This is a genomic window from Acidianus infernus (genome assembly GCF_009729545.1).
Lineage (GTDB): Archaea > Thermoproteota > Thermoprotei_A > Sulfolobales > Sulfolobaceae > Acidianus > Acidianus infernus.
In genome coordinates, this window is record NZ_WFIY01000004.1 from 1,776,197 (window position 1) to 1,792,611 (window position 16,415).

Sequence of the window (16,415 nt, forward strand, 5' to 3'; positions counted from 1 at the left end):
ACGAATAATAAATTACCATAACTTTTTAAACATTATGTTTGTATTCTATATAAATCATTAAATTAAAGTAAAAGAAAGAAGGTAAAAGGTATTTAATATTAAGAATAGAAGGCTTTCAGCATGAGGTTAATATCTTGGAACGTTAACGGATTAAAGGCTATTATGAGCAAAGGATTCATAGATACAGTAAAAAGTTTTAACGCTGATATTCTAATGTTTCAAGAGATAAAAACTGACGTAATTCCCTTAGATCTTCAATCACTAGGATACGAAATCTATGTTTTTCCAGCCAAAAGAAAGGGATATAGCGGAACAATGTCTATGACCAGAATTCATCCAATTTCAGTTTCTTATGGGCTAGGAAAGGAAGAATATGACAGCGAAGGAAGAGTTATAATCCTAGAGTACCCAGCGTATTATGTAATTAACACTTATTTCCCTAACGCTGGAGAAGGATTAAAGAGATTAGATTTTAAGCTATCTTTCAATAGAGACTTTGAAAAATTTGTGACATCTCTTAAAAAACCTTGTATTATCTGCGGAGATTTTAATGTAGCTCATCAAGAAATAGATATTGCCAGACCTAAAGATAACATAAATCACGCAGGGTTCACGCCTCAAGAAAGAGAATGGTTTTCTCATTTCTTATCTTTGGGTTACGTAGATACCTATAGAATGTTTGTCAAAGAAGGTGGCCATTATAGCTGGTGGTCCTATAGATTTCATGCTAGAGAAAAGAACATAGGTTGGAGGATAGATTACTGCGTAGTTTCTCAATCCCTCAAGGACAGAGTAATTAAAGCGGACATACTTGAAAAGGTAATGGGATCTGATCACGCTCCAATATTATTGGAAATACAATAACTTTTTATATCCGATATCGAAATCGATAATTAATGAGAGTAGCAATCCCAGTAACTAAAGGGAGAGTTGACGGTCCCGGTGAAGGAGAGGAAGTGCTAATCTACGAAATTGACGGAGATGAAGTAAAACTTGTTGAAAAATATGAGAATCCCGCACTAAAGGCTACCGCTGCGAGAGGAGCTCATATGTTAAAGTCAGCACTGGATAAAGGAGTTGACGCGGTGATAGTTGCTGAAATAGGCCCACCTGGAGTTAGATTACTTAAAGGTAAAGCAAAGATCTTCCTGGCAGAAGGATTAACTGTCGAAGAAGCTTTAGAGAAGCTAAAGAAAGGAGAACTACAAGAAACTGATAAACCAACACACGACGAGCACCATCACGGGTTTTAAAAATTTTTATACGTTAAACTTTTTTTACTCAAAAAATGTTTTATCTTATGGCAAAGATCTTCGTTATTTCAACCGCAGGAAAAGATGATATTAATAGAGCAACGATGGCAATAAATTTTGCACTAGGAGCGAGGAAAAATGCAGGAGCTACAGTTGCATTTATGTTCCTCGGAAGAGGAGTAGAAACTTTATTAAGAGAAGCTGCAAACGCACCACAAATGAAGAAGATGATAGAAGAAATGATTAATGCAGGAATTGACGTGAGTTATTGCGGTATTTCGTTGAAAAACTTAGGTTTAAACAAGGATTTAATATTCGACGGAATAAGGGAAGTAATGGGCGGTGTAGAAACTGCAAAAAGAATTGACGAAGGTTATGCTGTAGTAAGCTTCTGATGAAGAGCTCAGCTCACTCAGAAGAGATGAAGAAAGCTAAATAACTGATTAATTTTTTCCTCCTTATCTTATTATTAATTTATAATCTCCTTTAGATATAATTCTCTCATGACAAGAAAAATCTTAATGCATGTAGGCCCTGAAACAATAGATTACGACGTGCTTTTAGGAGGAGTTAAAGGAGATGTAGGATTTACATCTAAGGAATTCGTTGATGCAATGTCGTTTTCCCTAAAGTTCTTAAGGAAACTAATGGGAGTAAGCGAAAGTTATCAGCCATTCATAATTCCAGGTGGCGGAACTTCTGCAATGGAAAGTGTAACCTCTTTACTCAGAAAAGGGGATAAGGTCTTAGTAGTATCTAACGGAGTTTTCGGCAATCGTTGGATAGACATTTTTTCTAGATATCCGGTTAATGTAAAGGCGTTAAAGGCAAAAGCCGGATACTATGTTAAACCAGAGGAAATTGAAGAGGAAGTTAAGAAAGATAATTATACAATGGTCACAATGACTCACGTAGAGACTAGTACTGGAGTTAGAGAGCCTATTGCTGAAGTTACTAAAAGAATAAGGGATTACGTAGATCTCATAGTAGTAGACGGAGTTGCAAGCGTGGGAGGAGAAGAAGTTAGAGCAGAAGACTGGAAAGTTGACGTGTTTCTAACAGCCAGCCAGAAAGCAATAGGCACTCCGCCTGGAGCAGGCTTGCTCGTAGTTTCAGAGAACGCTACAAAAAGATTAGGTGAGGATAGCGTTGCGGGTTATTATCTTAACTTGAAGAACTGGCTAGGAGTCATGCAGTCAATGGAGAAAGGTAAGGCTTCCTATTTCTCAACACTACCAGTTCATTTAATTTTAATGATAAAGAAAGCATTCGAACTAATAGAGACTGAAGGTATTGAAAATAGAATAAGAAGGCATGAAATTGTCTCTTCTGCAGTAAGAAAAGGGATAGAAGCTTTAGGTTTAGAAATAGTGGCAAAAACTCCAGAAGCTTATAGCAATACTGTAACCGGGGTAATGCTGAAAAAAGCTAATCCTAATGATTTACTTTCAATGTCCTTAGCTGAAGGAATAGAATTCGCCCCCGGCGTTCACCCAGATTTGGCAGGAAAATATTTTAGAATAGGACACATGGGATGGGTTAACATTAACGACGTAATATCAGCAATAGCAGTAATTGAAAGAGTACTTAGCAAATTAGGAGAGCCAATAAACTTTGGAGAAGGCGTTAAGGCCGTTCAAGAATATCTAATTAATGGTATTTCCATCTCCTCTTCCAACATTGCGCCATGATGACCTTTATGTCCAGCATAGTCGTTTTTAAATCTATAGACGTAAACTTTCCTATAGATACCTAAATAATCTGCATGGATATCAATTTTCTCTCCTTTTTCTGCTAATAATCTAAGTTCTTTGACTTTGTCTATCGTGAATACCTTAAAGTTTGGAGAATTTCTCTTCTAGGTATTTTAAATCCTTTCGTCTCTTCATAAATATTGCTCTAGCGTCTCCAAAAGGCGGTAGATGAAACAAAGTCCTTATCTTCATCGAGCATTATTGCATTCTCTGTTTGTATAAATCCGTGATCCGCAGTTATTATTGTGTCGTATCCTTTAGGAATATCCCTTAACATCATTAAAATAACATCTTTTACTGCACGCAAAGTTAGTTCAGCGTAAGGCAAATATCTGTGAGCAGTTAAATTTATGTCAGGAATATAAAGTGTAATGAAATTTACTCCTTTTTCTCCAAAAATTTTAGCTTTATATATTCCGTCCCACAGAGTTCTATGACATTAGTATAGAGCATCTTAGTAAATTCGCTTCCGGCAATGCATTTAGGTAAGATTGAGATACTCTTCTTACTTTTTCCCTGGCTTTTTTGCCTATGTTTTTCACGTTAAAAACTTCCTCCATTGATTTTTCTAAAGCTTTTTAAGTAAATCAACTTCTGACGTTTCTGGCATAGTATACTTCAAAGCGTTTATTACTCCTACCTTATCCACATAAGTGGTGTAACCTAAAATTTTGTGCTCTTCAGGCTTCGTAGCGGTCATGAGCGTAGTTAAAGCTGTTGCCGTAGTTGATGGAAATACAGTGTAAATTTTATTCCTTCTACAGCAGATTTCAAAATGTTATATCCCATTCCATCAATTAATACAAGGAATATTTTATCTGATAAGGTAATATTAGAACAATACTCCTTGTCGCCAACTAACGCGTCCTCTATACTACATGCTACGTTATATAGGTTGTTCCTTGAGTAATCTGGATACATCATTTTAGTAGTATTGGTTTGACAGACATTATTAAATCACACTAAACGTTTTTTACTTAAGAGTAAATAGTTTCATAAATGGAGAAATCGCCTGAAAGTCGACTAAAGATAGTTGCAATTTTGCTTGCGATATCTACTGGAGTATTTTATATTTCTTATGCCTTAATTTTCTATTTTATTTATGTTCTTAAGAATAATTTTTTCATTGAAATGATTTTTCCAGGAACAATAGGAGTATCGTTAGTAACTTTACTTCCAATAGGTTTTTTGACTAGAGGACTAAGAAATACAAATTTTAATATAGGTTACCTAATGTATGTAACTGGTATAATTCTCTTTGAATTTATACCAATTCCTTTCTTAATCTTTCTGGGAAATTTTTTCTTAGGAATAACTTATAGAGATATCGGTAGATTAGAAAAAAATAAAAAATTAGAAAATGCAGGTTGGGTGGCATCAGTTCCCTTTGTTTCATTTATAGGATTTTCGCTTTGTTATGCGTATTATAAATCTCCAGAAGAAGTTGAGAAAGAGGAAGAAAAAAAGAAAGAAATGGAAGAAATTAAGCCATCTCCTGTTCCTTATCAAATAAGAATAGGTAAGATGACAAGCAATGGAGATTTTGAGTTTTCCTTTTATTCTCCTAGAGAAGATAAAATACTTAGCATAAAATTTGAGGATAAGACGATTAATACAGAAATTCCAGTAAAGGTAGGGAAAAACATGGTAAAAAGTAGAGTTCAAATTGATCCCTTAAAAATGATTGCTGGAAATCTCTATAATATAACAATAACATTCAGTAACGGAGAGACGTTCACTGCAGTAGTCGAATATATGCCTTAAGGGTACTACAATGTCATTCGATGTTGCATTAGAGTACTTAAATAAAGCAAAGGAATATCTTAATGCTTCAAGATTATTATTTTCAAATTCGTCATATAATGTTTCATCATTAGCTAGTGGAGTTTCTGCACAACTTGCAATAAAGACACATTTAGGAATAGAAGTTCCTAGAACCCGCGAAATAAGGAAACTATTAAGCATAATTATTGAAGATAGATGATGCCATGATTTTTATGAGATAGAATAGGTATTAATATAAGCTTAGAATGTCTAGTTGGCATAAAGCATCTTTTTCATTAAGGTTTTTAAAACTTTTATATTTAGAAGATAAGCTTACTCAAGTCTCTCTCACGTAGTGAAAGTGTTATCACTAAGATACAAATTCTGGAATTAACTTTTTCCTCTCACAAGACTATTACTAAATGCTACTTAATAATCTCCAGACTGTAATGCTTTTACGTAACTACTAATTATTCTAAATTATTTTTGATTAGTTATATTTATTTATTATATAGTATTTTTATTAATGATCTCCCAATCGATGACTGCTTACGAGGGTGAGAGAAAGGTTAGATGGAGGGATTACAGAGATGCGAGCCCCGTGCCGTTGAACTCCCATGACCTACCTTGGATACACTTTATCATGATTAATAAAAGTGTAGGGACAAACTGTTAATATTTCAACAATCCCTTGTGCTTCAGACTATATATCTTTGGAATGTCTCTAAGACTTCTTTCCAGTTCTTTACTTCCTCGATGGTTCTCTCTCCTCCTTCATAAACTATAATCAAGTCAGCTGTAGGTCCATTCTGCCTTAATACTTTTATCTCCCTTACTTGGTCTAGGGATATCTTCCACTTACCTATCTCAACTCGTTCTGGTGTTATTCTAACGTTTAAATAGGAGTATGACTTTATAACTAGAGTAATTAAAATTATGCCTAAAGCTAACGTTATTGTACCAAATAAGAGTAATTTATTTATGAACAGCCCAACATTAATTAAAACATATATGAGCCAAATGATAACTTGTCCGTAGAGGAACAACTTATCCCCTTTCTTAGTGTGTACTCTCACTGCAAGTGGGGCTTTCACGAGATAAAATTTTGAAAACATAAATAAAACTATAACTACAGTATATAGAGGATCCCTTTTCTTAATTCTAGATTTATTAGCAGCCTTCATGCTGAGGATATAAGTTATGAAGTTCCTTCTATGTCTCTTATTTATCATCACCTCAGTTCCCTACTTTTTATAGTCGAAGCTTCTTAACTCTACAGCTATTCTAAGCCTTAGATCATGCTTTTCGTATTTAATCGTCCTTACCAAGCTGTAGTCCATATGTGTATCTATTCTTCTATTGAGGACTCTTGGGGTTACGTCTAAGTTAAGATTTAGATGGTTCAAGCTGTAGAAAAAGGTAAGTTTAAGGAATAATATTTGAGGAAAGAAATGCTTGACAATATTTACAAGTATTGGAAAGAGATTAAGGAGGCTGTTATAGAAAATGCTCCAGAAGCTAGGCAGTTTCGTTAGGGAAACTTTAGGCCAGACAGTGACAAATAAACGACAGTCCTCGTAAATACACTGAACTTGTGAATTATATTGGAGACAACATTATTAGAGTTTCACGTAGTCACTATGAAGACTTAAGAGAGTTAGTATAAGAAATTCATAGACGTATACAAGGAAATTTAGTACATCAGTTATAAAAAGAAATATATTTAATTGGAAATATTATTCTTAAAATTTCGAAAAGTAAATAATCATGTATGATTGTTAAGAGCATTTGTCCATTTTGTGGAGTAGGCTGCGGAATAGACCTAGAAGTTGAAGGGGGTAAGATAGTAAGGGTCTTGCCTGATAAAACCCACGTCGTGAGTAAAGGGCACTTATGTGGTAAAGGCAGTGTTGCTTTCAAATCTCTTTACGCAGAAGATAGGGTTTTATATCCTTTAAAGAGAGAGGGCGAGAAATTCGTAAGGATTTCGTGGAAAGAAGCCATTGAGGAAATTTATATCAAATTAAACGATATTATTAAAAAATATGGCCCATTCTCCGTAGGCTTTTACGGCGGTTGTCAGAACACTTTGGAAGAAGTTTACTCTTTCATGAAACTGGCTAGGGCGTTGGGGACTAACAATGTAGATTCTTGTGCTAGAGTATGTCACGACCCTTCAGCTATAGCATTAAAGGAAATGTTAGGAGTAGGAGCTTCCTCGACTTCGGTTGTTCAAATTCCTAAAGCTAAAGTCTTGGTCATAGCAGGAGAATCGATAACAGAAAGCCATCCAGTAATATCCCAATACATTGTAGAGCTCAAAAGAAAAGGAGGTAAACTAATAGTTATAGATCCTAGATTAACGGGAATTGCCAAAATTGCCGATCTTTATTTGCAGATTTCTCCTTCTACTGATATATACTTATTTAATGCAGTTGCAAATTATTTAATTTCTAATGGATTAATTGATGAGAATTTTATTAAACAAAGGACGGAAGGCTTTGAAGACTATAAGAGAGTTGTAAGTAAGTATTCCATTGAAGATGCGGAGAAAATTACTGGAATTCCTAGAGAAAAAATAATTGAGTTTGCTAAGCTAATTTCACAGAAACCTGTTATTTTCTCTTGGGGCTTAGGATTAACTCAGTCTTCTGGAGTTAACGGAGTAAGAGCTTTAGTTAATTTAGCGTTGCTGACAGGGAACGTTGGAATAGAAGGGGGAGGGTTAATAGTATATCGTGGCCAGGCTAACGTTCAAGGTTCTGGAGATTTAGTAAAGCCTAATGTATTTCCTAATGGTAAAATGGACGAGTTACATGCTTTACAATTAAAGGAAGTTTGGGGATTTAAACCGCCTATTCAGCCGGGTAAAACAGTTACCGAAGCCTTGTATGGCTCTAATTTAAAAGCAATCTTTTTAATGAACTTTAATCCTGCTAAGAGTTTTCCTAATAGGAAAGTTGTTGAAAAATTCTTATCATCTCTAGACTTGTTAGTCGTAATAGACTCCTTTATGACTGAGACCGCAAAGTTTGCTCATTATATATTGCCTGCAGCAATGTGGGCTGAAAAAGAAGGTTCTGTGACGAGTTTGGACAGGTTAGTAAAGTGGAGGTTTAAAGCTGTTAACCCTCCAGGAGAAGCTAGGCCAGAGCTAGAAATAATAGCGGATTTGGCAAGGAAATTTGGTTTTAATTTCTCATCAGATCCTAAGGAAGTGTTTAATGAGCTAAAAGAGGTATCAATATACTCTAATCTCAACTTTGGAGAAATGACTGACTACTCCTTACCGTCGAGGTACCCGCAAAACGACGAAGTACTTTATAGAGAAAAATTCCTAACTGAAGATGGTAAAGCTCACTTCCGCCCAGTTGAGCAACCAAAGCTTTCTAAAGGCATGATACTAATCACTGGAAGGGAAGTTACTCACTATAATACTGACGAACTAATAGTTAGATCCGGATTTCCAGAAATTCCGTTAGAGGTTTTTATTAACCCAGAAGATGCTACTAGACTGGGAATAAAGGAAGGAGATGAAGTCGAGATCTCTTCGAAATGTGGTTCTGCAAAGGCAAGAGTTAGGCTATCGAGAGACATAATGAGAGGTGTGGCTTTCGCATATATGCATAACACTGAAATAAATTATGTAGTATGTAATGATCTAGATGAAGAGTCAAAAACTCCAAAGTTCAAGTATATTGTGATTAACATAAGGAAATAAATATCCTTTCATTTTCTTTATTCAGTTATACATAATTCTAAGTAACTATTTACAACGGAATATTTATAAATGCACAAATAAGTAACATGTTATATGGTAAAATACTGTCCAAAGTGTGGCTATCCAAACCCTGATGACGCTAAGTTCTGCATGAAGTGTGGATATCAACTTCCTACAATACTTCAACAACCAAGCCCAAACTCTCAACCGCCCTCTATTCCTACAACTCCTCCGGAACGACCAAAAAAAGAATTACCACTGAAGGCTATCATAGGTTTAGTAGTAGCTGTAATAGTTGTGCTAGCAGTTTTCATAGTGGTGTTACCTTTAACTTCACCTCATGGGATCTCCACATTAGCTTCTACTGCACAGAGCAACTTTGGCGGTAGTTGGGTTACTGCCAGATGCCAATCTGGCACAGTAACATATGTGGGAAACGGAGAATACAAAGTAAGTTACTTAAATGGAACAACAATTACTGTTAAAAATATTTCTAATATACCCTTCATTTCGAATTCTTTCTCAAGTACTAGTTCTTTAACTGCCACTTGCAATGTTACTTTTTCTAAGGCAGTTTTTGCCCTAATTAATGGTACAATTAATGGTAATAAGGCTTACATACTTGTTATAGGAGCTTATTGGAACACCACACCAAACCCAATCTACGACTCTTACAATCAAATAAAATCAGAGTTATCCAATAATAGCGGTCTAATTTTATCTGCAAAAGCGTTTTTCAAAGCTGAGGGAATATGCGTCAATGTGTCGATTCATAATGGCATGGTTTATCTTTATATGTCTACATCCAACTCTACTTTCGCCAGGTCTCTGATATCACAAAATCCGGATTCAACTTTAGCTTCACAGCTAAACTTAACTTCTGTTACTGCTCTAGGAGTTTTGGAAGAATTAAATGCTAACGAAGAAATTGGTGTAATTGTTATTAACATGGCTCCTAGCGAGTCTCAAATGATACCACTAGCAAGCCAAGTTGAAGGTTGTTTATAAAGGAACTCTTTTTTAATTCGTCTCTTTTCTCACTACATTTTATTTATCCTTGATTGAAAATCTATAGTAATGGAAAGAGCTTGGAGAGGTTTCGCCATTATTTACGCAAGCAAAAAAGAAATTGCGGAGAGGCTTTGCGAGGAAATAAAGAAGAGGGAAACCCCCTGCTCACTCTTCTCCTACAAAGAGGCAAACTTTAAAAATATTTGGAAGTGTTACGACGGGATAATATTCGCCATGGCGCTAAGCGGGGCAGTTAGGACAATATGCAAGTACGCACAAAGTAAAGATAAAGACCCACCAGTCCTAGCGATAGACGATGAAGGGAAGTTCGTCATACCAATATTGGGGGCACACTGGGGGGCTAACGAGTACGCAGAGGAAATCGCTAAGTTATTGGGATCAATTCCAGTAATTACTACTGCGAGCGAACTATCTAACGTTACAAGCGTGGAGGAATTCGCTAGGCTAGTCAACTGTAAAATACTTAACGTGGAGAACGTGGTTAAAGTGACTTCAGCCCTTTTAAGGGGAGAAGAGGTATGCGTAAAAGGTCTAAAGAAGTTACCCAACGTTAAGGGCAAATACAAAATTGGCGACAACTGTAAGTACTTCATCGTGGTGGGGGAAGAGGATAGAGAAGAGGCAGACAATGTGGTCTACTTAAAACCGTTAAAACTCTCCATAGGGGTAGGAAGTAAGATCGAGGCGGACGAGAAGACAATAGAAGAGGCAATTCTGTTTGCGTTGAATAAGATAAACGCGGATATATCCCAAGTGGAGGTGATTTCTTCAGTTAGAGAAAAAGTGGGGAAAGTCGCAGAAAGGCTAGGTGTTAAATTTAGGTTAATTTCGCTGGAGGAAGTCAACTCCTTTAACGACGAGTGCCTCTCCCCTCAAAGCCAAAAGTTGAAGGAGCTAGGCATAAAGAACGTGGCTGAGGCTTGTGCGTTAATTTCTGCTGGTAAGAACGCCAAGTTAATTTTGAGGAAAATCCCTTATAAAGGAGAAGTAACAGTTTCTATTGCGTCAATTGGTGAGTAGAAGATGACTCTTTACGTTATAGGCGTAGGTCCGGGAGATCCAGAGCTAATAACCCTAAAGGGCATTGAGAAAATAAAGAATGCTGAAGTAGTAACTGGTTGGGGAAGTGTAATAGAAAGGTTCTCAAAATACACTGAAGGCAAAAAAGTGATTCCATTAAATTATAAGGAAGAGTCTAAACTACTTGGCGAAGTTATGAATTTAGCTAAGGATAAAGAGGTTGCATTTTTAAATCATGGGGATCCAGCAGTTTCTGACTATCAACTTTTGGATAAATTGAAAAAGTTAGCTAAAGAATATGGGGTTAGTCTTGAAATAATTCCAGGTGTTTCATCAATAATTAGAGCTTTACAAATAGTTGAAAGGGACTTAACGCAAGTTATAGTGGTAACGTTACATGTAAGGGGAGAAATTAATTATTCAAAGCTTAAGGACTTGATAAAAACAGGAAGGGATTTACTAATTATTCCAGAACCTTATCCCGATGGCGTCAAGAGAATAGCCCTTCAGTTTGAGAAAGAAGACCCAACTTTAACAATTATGGAGAAATTAACATATCCTGACGAGAAGGTCTGGAAATTTAAGTGTAGTGAAATAATAAAAGGGGATATTAAATTTGGGGATTTAACTATAGTTTATGTTCCTTCAGTTACAGAGATGGGGGTTAAGGGGATGAAAGGGGATGGATAGCCCAAGACGTTAATGCGCTCCTCCCCAGCTCAAGTATGAGCAACTAACAATAAGGGACTAGGTGAATGAAAGTCCTCACTCTTCTAATGCTCTGAGCTACCCGAATCGATGAACCGCTTGGGAGGGAACCCTTCAGGAGGAAGTCAGTCGTTCAAAGAATAATATTTATAAAAGACATATTTATATTCTGGATAAGCTATCCATTAATGTGGATACAGCAATTATAATCATAACTCACGGCTCAAGAAGGAATACATTTGTTGAAGATATGGAAGGAGTAACAAAATATATTGAAGACAAGCTACGAATTCCAGTTTATTTATCTCATAACGAATTTACTGAACCAAATTGGAGGAATTTAGTTTCATCTTTACTGGAAAAAGGAATTAACAACTTCATATTCGCTCTAGCTTTTTTAGGTAGAGGGAATCACGTCGCTAAAGACATAATGGGTTCCTTTGGAGTTAACGAATTTTACAAATGGGTGGAAGCCCAGTATGAAGGTAAGAAACTTAAAGTTTATTTCACAAGACCTTTGGCAGATTCTCCGTTAGTTAAGTTGTCGTTACTTTACAGAATATCTTCAGCATTAAGAAAAGACAACTCCTTCAATTTTTTGGAAGACCCTGAGGAAATAGAAGAGAATTCAATGGAATTATCAAGGCAGAAAGTAAGGGAAATAACTGGAAAGGATGGGGAAGAGCTAGAAATAATAAGTAGAGCTGTTTATGCAAGTGGAAACTTGGAGATTGCTAGGCATATTTACATAAGCAAAGACGCAATAGAGATGGGAGTTTCAGCATTAAAGTCCGGTATAGGAATATTAACTGACGTTAAGATGGTTAAGGCAGGATTGAGGTGGAACGCTGAAAATTATTTAGACGATGCAGTAGAGCTTGCTAAAAAATTAAAGATAACTAGAACTGCTGCAGGAATAAGGATAGGACTTTCAAAGGAACCTAAGATAGTAGTTATAGGTAATTCTCCAACCGCATTAGTTGAGGCAATAAAAATGCATGAGGAAGAAGGAGTTGAAATTCCTTTAATAGTTGCGACTCCCCCTGGATTTACTAATGCCGTTGAGGCAAAGGAGAGGTTAATCTCTACTGATATTCCTTGTATAGTACTTAGAGGCAATTACGGAGGAAGTAATATTGCAGTATCAATAATGAATGAAATAATTCGTTATGCGCGTGGTAAAAATGGGTAAAATTTACGTTGTAGGTATAGGTCCAGGAGGAAAGGAAACAAGGACGTTAGAAATGCTAAAGGCTATAAAGGAAAGCGACGTTATAGTTGCTTATACTACTTACGCTAGGTTAATTCAAGACTTGACTGACGGTAAGGAAGTAATAACTGCAAAAATGAAGGAAGAAGTATTTAGGGCAAAAGTTGCAATAGAAAAGGCTTTACAAGGTCACACTGTTGCGGTAGTATCTAGCGGGGACCCACAAGTTTACGGCATGGCCGGTTTAATCTTTGATATGGCTTGTAAAAATAATATTAATGTAGAGATTCAGATAATTCCTGGAATAACTGCAGCAAACGCTGTTGCAGCTAAATTGGGCTCGCCATTATCAATGGATTTTGCGGTGATTAGTCTAAGTGACTTGCTAATTCCTTCAGAGGAAATCCTTAATAGAGTGAGGAAGGCTGCAGAAGGGGACTTTGTTATAGTCTTGTACAATCCTATAAATAAGCCGTTATTATTGGAAGCGATGAGAATTATAAAGGAAGTTAAAGGAACCGATGTTCCAGTAGGTATAGTAAAATCAGCTTATAGGGAAGATGAGGAAATTATGATAGCAACTTTATCTACTTGGGAAAAGTTTTTGAATAAAATAAACATGATTACAACAATTATTGTAGGAAATTCAAAGTCTTATATTTGCAATAATAAAATAATAACACCAAGAGGATACGAAAGGAGGTACGATCTGCACGTCATTGATTCAAACTCTTAAACGATTTGGAATAACCACTGGAGCAGCCGCAGCGGCTGCATCAAAGGCTTCAGTAATTTACCTTGTAAGAGGAGAAAAACCGGATAGTGTAGTAGTTCCTACTCCAATAGGAATAAGGATCGAAATTCCAGTTGAAAAGTATCTTGAGGAAGAAGGTAAGAAGTGTGCTGAAGTGAAGAAATTTTCTGGCGATAATCCAGATATTCTTGATGGCCTAGAAATAATTTCTTGTAGTGAATTTTCTTCTTCTGGAATACAAATTCTAGGAGGAAAAGGGATAGGAGTAGTGACTAGACCAGGGTTAAAGTTAGAAATAGGTGAGAAGTCAATAAGTCCTATTGCTAAGCAAATGATAATTGATGCCGTAAGTGAAGTAATTACTAATGGTATAAAAATTACGATTATAGTACCTAAGGGCGAGGAGTTGGCTAAGAACACAATGAATCCAGACGTTGGAATTAAGGACGGAATATCTATATTAGGTACTACCGGGATCGAATACCCAGTAAGTGATGAGGATTATTTAGAGCATATAAAAGCTGAAATGTGTGTAATAAAAGCTACTGGAAATAATAAGATAGTTCTTGCTCCGGGTAATACAAGTTTTGAATATGCCAAGAAGATCTACGGCGACATTGTTGTAAAAGTAGGTGATAGAATTGGAGATAGTATAAAATTAGCGAAAGACGAAGGTTTCTCTCATGTGGTAATAGTTAGTCTGCCAGGAAAAATTACTAAAGTTTCAGCAGGTCTTTTAAATACTCATAGCAAGTTCGGTGATGCTAGAATAGAGAGCATAGTCTATTCTGCGTTAGTAGCAGGAGTTCCTTTAGAAAAGCTAAAGAGGATTGCAGAGTCTTTAACTATATCAGAAGCCTTAGAATTCTTGACTCTGGAGGAGAGAAGAAGAGTAATGCAGATTGTTGCTAAAAGAGTCCTTTCCCGCTTATCTAAATTTGGAATTAAGCTTGGCGTTATAATACTTTCAGATAGTGGTGAAGTTTTAGCTAAGGAAGGTGAGTTATAATGTTAGGAATTCCGGATGAAATGTTTATAAGAAATGAAAAAATTCCTATGACTAAGGAGGAAATTAGGGTATTAGCTTTATCGAAAGCTAAGCTTTTCCACGGTGCAAAATTTGTAGACATTGGCAGCGGAACAGGGAGTGTTACAGTTGAGGCAGGATTATATGTTGGAAGCAAAGGTAAAGTTTACGCCATAGAGAAAGATCCTAACGCTGTAGAATTAACTAGGAAAAATGTAGAAAAATTTGATTTACATAATGTGACTATTATACAAGGAGAATCTCCTGATGTATTAAAAGAAATAAGGGAAGAAGTTGATGCAATATTTGTGGGCGGATCTGAGAGACTTGAGGACAGTCTGGTTGCTTCTAATGAAATTCTGAAGAAGAAAGGTAGAATAGTCATTGATGCAATACTTCTAGAGACTGCAGTCAAAGCCATGGAGGTTCTTAATTCAATGAATTATAATCCTCAGATAATTGAAGTAATTATTGCTAAAGGAATGAAAACGTCGAAGGGATATGCAATGTTGTCTAGAAATCCTATTTTCATTGTTTACGGTGAGAAGCCTTGATTTACGTTATAGGTTTAGGCCCAGGAGATCCTGAATTGATTACCGTGAAAGCTCAAAGAATATTATCAGAGGCTGAAGTAATATTCGTTCCTTACTCTACTGGAACCAATAGAAGTTTGGCCTTAAGAATAGTTGAGAAATTTACTAAAGGCGAGATAGTCATGTTAGGTTTTCCAATGAAGAAAGATGTTAAAGATGAAGAGTTGAAAGAAATAGCAAAAATTATTTGCGAAAAATCAAATGGAAGAAAAGTCTCGGCTTTCGTAACTTTAGGAGATGCAACTCTTTATAGTACGTTTTTCAGATTATTTAACTTCCTTAACTGTCAGAAAATTGAAATAATTCCAGGAATAAGTTCTATTACTGCTTGTCCATCAAAAGTTAAAATTCCGCTTGCGTTAAAAAACGAGGCTATAGCTATCATTCCTGCAGATAGATTAGACTTAATTAAGTTAGCAAAAGGAAAATTCGAGACAATACTGGTAATGAAAGCCAATGAGAACCTTGAGGAAATTAAGGAATTACTATCTCCTTATTATAATATAATTTATGCTAAGAGATGTTACATGGAAGGAGAGGATATTCATGAGTTAAAAGGTGACGAAGACAAAGATTATTTCTCAACATTAATATGTAAGGTGAAAGAAAATGAAAGGTAAGGTAGCTTTTATAGGTTCAGGCCCAGGAGATCCAGAGTTAATTACTGTAAAAGCAAAGAAATATATAGAGGAAGCAGACGTAATACTTTACGCTGGATCTTTAGTAAATCCTGAAATATTAAATTGGGCTAAGAGGGACGCTGAGATAATAAATACTGCAGAACTAACGCATGAGGAAATTGTTAATATAATGATAAAGAAAGCTAAAGAAGGCAAATTAGTTGCAAGGTTAAAATCTGGAGACTTTTCAATTTATGGAGCATTAAACGAAGAGTTACAAGCGATAAAGAAAGAGGGAATTGATTATGAATTAATCCCTGGAATAACTGCTGCAATTGCTGCAGCAAGCTCTTTAGGTATAGAACTTACTCTCCCGAGAGTTTCTCAGACTTTAATTATTACCAGAGCATCAGCCTCGGTTCCCATGGAAGGTTCGATAAAAGATTATGCCCCATTCTTAAATAAAGGCGCATCAATGGTGATTTATACTGGAGTTCACATAATCGATAAGGTTGTTAAAGAACTGAAGGAAGGAGGACTTTCTGAGGATTCTCCTATAGCAGTAGTTTATAAGGCTACTTGGAAAGGAGAAGAAAAGATCATAAAAGGCACATTAAAGGATATTGCAGAGAAAGTTAAAAAGGAGAAAATTACTAGGGATGCAATAATAATAGTAGGAAAGATATTAACTCCGGAGAAGTTTGAGTTCAAATCAAGTGCATATGATGAAAATCATTATACCGGCTTTAGGGTAGCTAATCAGGATAAACTAAAGTATTTTGAGGCTAGGTATTCCGTAGATAAAATATTTGCAGAGGAGTACTTAAAGGAATTAATCAACGCCGTAAAAGAAGGTAGAGGAAATGAAAAAGAGCTAATAAGTAAAATGGAGAAAGTATTATCCGAAGGTAAGATCAATCCTAAACTAAGGTTAGAAGCTGAGGAAATAATAGCGGAAA

At 35.9% G+C, this 16,415-nt stretch carries 19 protein-coding genes and 1 pseudogene; 16 read left to right on the forward strand and 4 right to left on the reverse strand.

What is annotated here, in order from left to right:
* The first annotated feature begins 120 nt into the window (after nt 1–120).
* From D1867_RS10210 to D1867_RS10225, 4 genes are all read left to right on the forward strand, one after another.
* On the forward strand, nt 121–864 hold the full coding sequence (locus tag D1867_RS10210; protein ID WP_155864040.1) for an exodeoxyribonuclease III: 744 nt from the start codon (nt 121–123) through the stop codon (nt 862–864).
* A gap of 32 nt (nt 865–896) precedes the next feature.
* On the forward strand, nt 897–1,253 hold the full coding sequence (locus D1867_RS10215; RefSeq protein WP_155864041.1) for a NifB/NifX family molybdenum-iron cluster-binding protein: 357 nt from the start codon (nt 897–899) through the stop codon (nt 1,251–1,253).
* Between the two features lie 47 nt (nt 1,254–1,300).
* A complete protein-coding gene (locus D1867_RS10220; RefSeq protein WP_240872221.1) occupies nt 1,301–1,648 on the forward strand; it encodes a DsrE family protein in 348 nt (115 codons plus the stop codon).
* Nucleotides 1,649–1,756: 108 nt separating this feature from the next.
* On the forward strand, nt 1,757–2,944 hold the full coding sequence (locus D1867_RS10225) for a pyridoxal-phosphate-dependent aminotransferase family protein (RefSeq protein ID WP_155864043.1): 1,188 nt from the start codon (nt 1,757–1,759) through the stop codon (nt 2,942–2,944).
* Nucleotides 2,945–3,152: 208 nt separating this feature from the next.
* On the opposite strand, the gene D1867_RS12640 is transcribed toward D1867_RS10225, so the two are convergent.
* The 3 genes from D1867_RS12640 to D1867_RS10235 form a co-directional block, all read right to left on the reverse strand.
* The gene (locus D1867_RS12640; protein WP_276608437.1) at nt 3,153–3,287 is read right to left on the reverse strand and encodes a hypothetical protein; all 135 of its coding nucleotides are present in this window, start codon (nt 3,285–3,287) and stop codon (nt 3,153–3,155) included.
* A 288-nt stretch (nt 3,288–3,575) separates the two neighbouring features.
* Entirely contained in the window at nt 3,576–3,707 is a 132-nt protein-coding gene (locus D1867_RS10230) for a hypothetical protein (protein WP_155864044.1), read from the reverse strand.
* Between the two features lie 8 nt (nt 3,708–3,715).
* A complete protein-coding gene (locus D1867_RS10235; RefSeq protein ID WP_155864045.1) occupies nt 3,716–3,931 on the reverse strand; it encodes a hypothetical protein in 216 nt (71 codons plus the stop codon).
* A 75-nt stretch (nt 3,932–4,006) separates the two neighbouring features.
* On the opposite strand from D1867_RS10235, the gene D1867_RS10240 reads away from it, so the two are divergent.
* Together D1867_RS10240 and D1867_RS10245 are read left to right on the forward strand one after the other, a co-directional pair.
* Nucleotides 4,007–4,771, forward strand: coding sequence for a DUF973 family protein (locus tag D1867_RS10240; RefSeq protein WP_155864046.1), 765 nt, complete (start codon nt 4,007–4,009; stop codon nt 4,769–4,771).
* A gap of 10 nt (nt 4,772–4,781) precedes the next feature.
* A complete protein-coding gene (locus D1867_RS10245) occupies nt 4,782–4,991 on the forward strand; it encodes a HEPN domain-containing protein (protein WP_240872223.1) in 210 nt (69 codons plus the stop codon).
* A gap of 478 nt (nt 4,992–5,469) precedes the next feature.
* Here the strand turns inward: D1867_RS10245 and D1867_RS10250 are convergent, their stop codons facing one another.
* Nucleotides 5,470–6,003: a DUF3093 domain-containing protein gene (locus tag D1867_RS10250; protein ID WP_240872226.1), complete on the reverse strand. Its 534-nt coding sequence runs from the start codon at nt 6,001–6,003 to the stop codon at nt 5,470–5,472.
* 539 nt (nt 6,004–6,542) lie between these two features.
* On the opposite strand from D1867_RS10250, the gene fdhF reads away from it, so the two are divergent.
* The 10 genes and pseudogenes from fdhF to cobM form a co-directional block, all read left to right on the forward strand.
* The gene (gene fdhF / locus D1867_RS10255; RefSeq protein ID WP_155864047.1) at nt 6,543–8,492 is read left to right on the forward strand and encodes a formate dehydrogenase subunit alpha; all 1,950 of its coding nucleotides are present in this window, start codon (nt 6,543–6,545) and stop codon (nt 8,490–8,492) included.
* A 93-nt stretch (nt 8,493–8,585) separates the two neighbouring features.
* Nucleotides 8,586–9,500: a zinc ribbon domain-containing protein gene (locus D1867_RS10260; RefSeq protein WP_155864048.1), complete on the forward strand. Its 915-nt coding sequence runs from the start codon at nt 8,586–8,588 to the stop codon at nt 9,498–9,500.
* Nucleotides 9,501–9,569: 69 nt separating this feature from the next.
* On the forward strand, nt 9,570–10,544 hold the full coding sequence (gene cbiG, locus D1867_RS10265) for a cobalt-precorrin 5A hydrolase (protein WP_155864049.1): 975 nt from the start codon (nt 9,570–9,572) through the stop codon (nt 10,542–10,544).
* Between the two features lie 3 nt (nt 10,545–10,547).
* Entirely contained in the window at nt 10,548–11,234 is a 687-nt protein-coding gene (locus D1867_RS10270; protein ID WP_155864050.1) for a cobalt-precorrin-7 (C(5))-methyltransferase, read from the forward strand.
* A 202-nt stretch (nt 11,235–11,436) separates the two neighbouring features.
* Complete coding sequence (locus D1867_RS10275; RefSeq protein ID WP_476691487.1) at nt 11,437–12,444, forward strand: precorrin-8X methylmutase; 1,008 nt, start codon at nt 11,437–11,439, stop codon at nt 12,442–12,444.
* Nucleotides 12,437–13,198, forward strand: coding sequence for a precorrin-3B C(17)-methyltransferase (locus D1867_RS10280; protein ID WP_155864052.1), 762 nt, complete (start codon nt 12,437–12,439; stop codon nt 13,196–13,198). The genes D1867_RS10275 and D1867_RS10280 overlap by 8 nt, the downstream gene beginning before the upstream one ends.
* On the forward strand, nt 13,182–14,225 hold the full coding sequence (gene cbiD / locus D1867_RS10285) for a cobalt-precorrin-5B (C(1))-methyltransferase CbiD (RefSeq protein WP_155864053.1): 1,044 nt from the start codon (nt 13,182–13,184) through the stop codon (nt 14,223–14,225). The genes D1867_RS10280 and cbiD overlap by 17 nt, the downstream gene beginning before the upstream one ends.
* Complete coding sequence (gene cbiT, locus D1867_RS10290) at nt 14,225–14,797, forward strand: precorrin-6Y C5,15-methyltransferase (decarboxylating) subunit CbiT (protein WP_155864054.1); 573 nt, start codon at nt 14,225–14,227, stop codon at nt 14,795–14,797. Before cbiD ends, cbiT begins: the two co-directional genes overlap by 1 nt.
* Nucleotides 14,794–15,456: a cobalt-factor II C(20)-methyltransferase gene (locus tag D1867_RS10295; RefSeq protein ID WP_155864055.1), complete on the forward strand. Its 663-nt coding sequence runs from the start codon at nt 14,794–14,796 to the stop codon at nt 15,454–15,456. Before cbiT ends, D1867_RS10295 begins: the two co-directional genes overlap by 4 nt.
* A pseudogene (cobM, locus tag D1867_RS10300) lies at nt 15,446–16,207 on the forward strand (precorrin-4 C(11)-methyltransferase); the annotation flags it as partial. The gene D1867_RS10295 and the pseudogene cobM, both read left to right, overlap by 11 nt.
* Nucleotides 16,208–16,415 lie beyond the last annotated feature (208 nt).

Coding starts and splice junctions, on each gene's coding strand:
- D1867_RS10210 (WP_155864040.1), top strand. CDS start 121: ATGAGGTTAATATCTTGGAACGTTAACGGATTAAAGGCTATTATGAGC.
- D1867_RS10215 (WP_155864041.1), top strand. CDS start 897: ATGAGAGTAGCAATCCCAGTAACTAAAGGGAGAGTTGACGGTCCCGGT.
- D1867_RS10220 (WP_240872221.1), top strand. CDS start 1,301: ATGGCAAAGATCTTCGTTATTTCAACCGCAGGAAAAGATGATATTAAT.
- D1867_RS10225 (WP_155864043.1), top strand. CDS start 1,757: ATGACAAGAAAAATCTTAATGCATGTAGGCCCTGAAACAATAGATTAC.
- D1867_RS12640 (WP_276608437.1), bottom strand. CDS start 3,287: ATGATGTTAAGGGATATTCCTAAAGGATACGACACAATAATAACTGCG.
- D1867_RS10230 (WP_155864044.1), bottom strand. CDS start 3,707: ATGACCGCTACGAAGCCTGAAGAGCACAAAATTTTAGGTTACACCACT.
- D1867_RS10235 (WP_155864045.1), bottom strand. CDS start 3,931: ATGATGTATCCAGATTACTCAAGGAACAACCTATATAACGTAGCATGT.
- D1867_RS10240 (WP_155864046.1), top strand. CDS start 4,007: ATGGAGAAATCGCCTGAAAGTCGACTAAAGATAGTTGCAATTTTGCTT.
- D1867_RS10245 (WP_240872223.1), top strand. CDS start 4,782: ATGTCATTCGATGTTGCATTAGAGTACTTAAATAAAGCAAAGGAATAT.
- D1867_RS10250 (WP_240872226.1), bottom strand. CDS start 6,003: ATGATAAATAAGAGACATAGAAGGAACTTCATAACTTATATCCTCAGC.
- fdhF (WP_155864047.1), top strand. CDS start 6,543: ATGATTGTTAAGAGCATTTGTCCATTTTGTGGAGTAGGCTGCGGAATA.
- D1867_RS10260 (WP_155864048.1), top strand. CDS start 8,586: ATGGTAAAATACTGTCCAAAGTGTGGCTATCCAAACCCTGATGACGCT.
- cbiG (WP_155864049.1), top strand. CDS start 9,570: ATGGAAAGAGCTTGGAGAGGTTTCGCCATTATTTACGCAAGCAAAAAA.
- D1867_RS10270 (WP_155864050.1), top strand. CDS start 10,548: ATGACTCTTTACGTTATAGGCGTAGGTCCGGGAGATCCAGAGCTAATA.
- D1867_RS10280 (WP_155864052.1), top strand. CDS start 12,437: ATGGGTAAAATTTACGTTGTAGGTATAGGTCCAGGAGGAAAGGAAACA.
- cbiT (WP_155864054.1), top strand. CDS start 14,225: ATGTTAGGAATTCCGGATGAAATGTTTATAAGAAATGAAAAAATTCCT.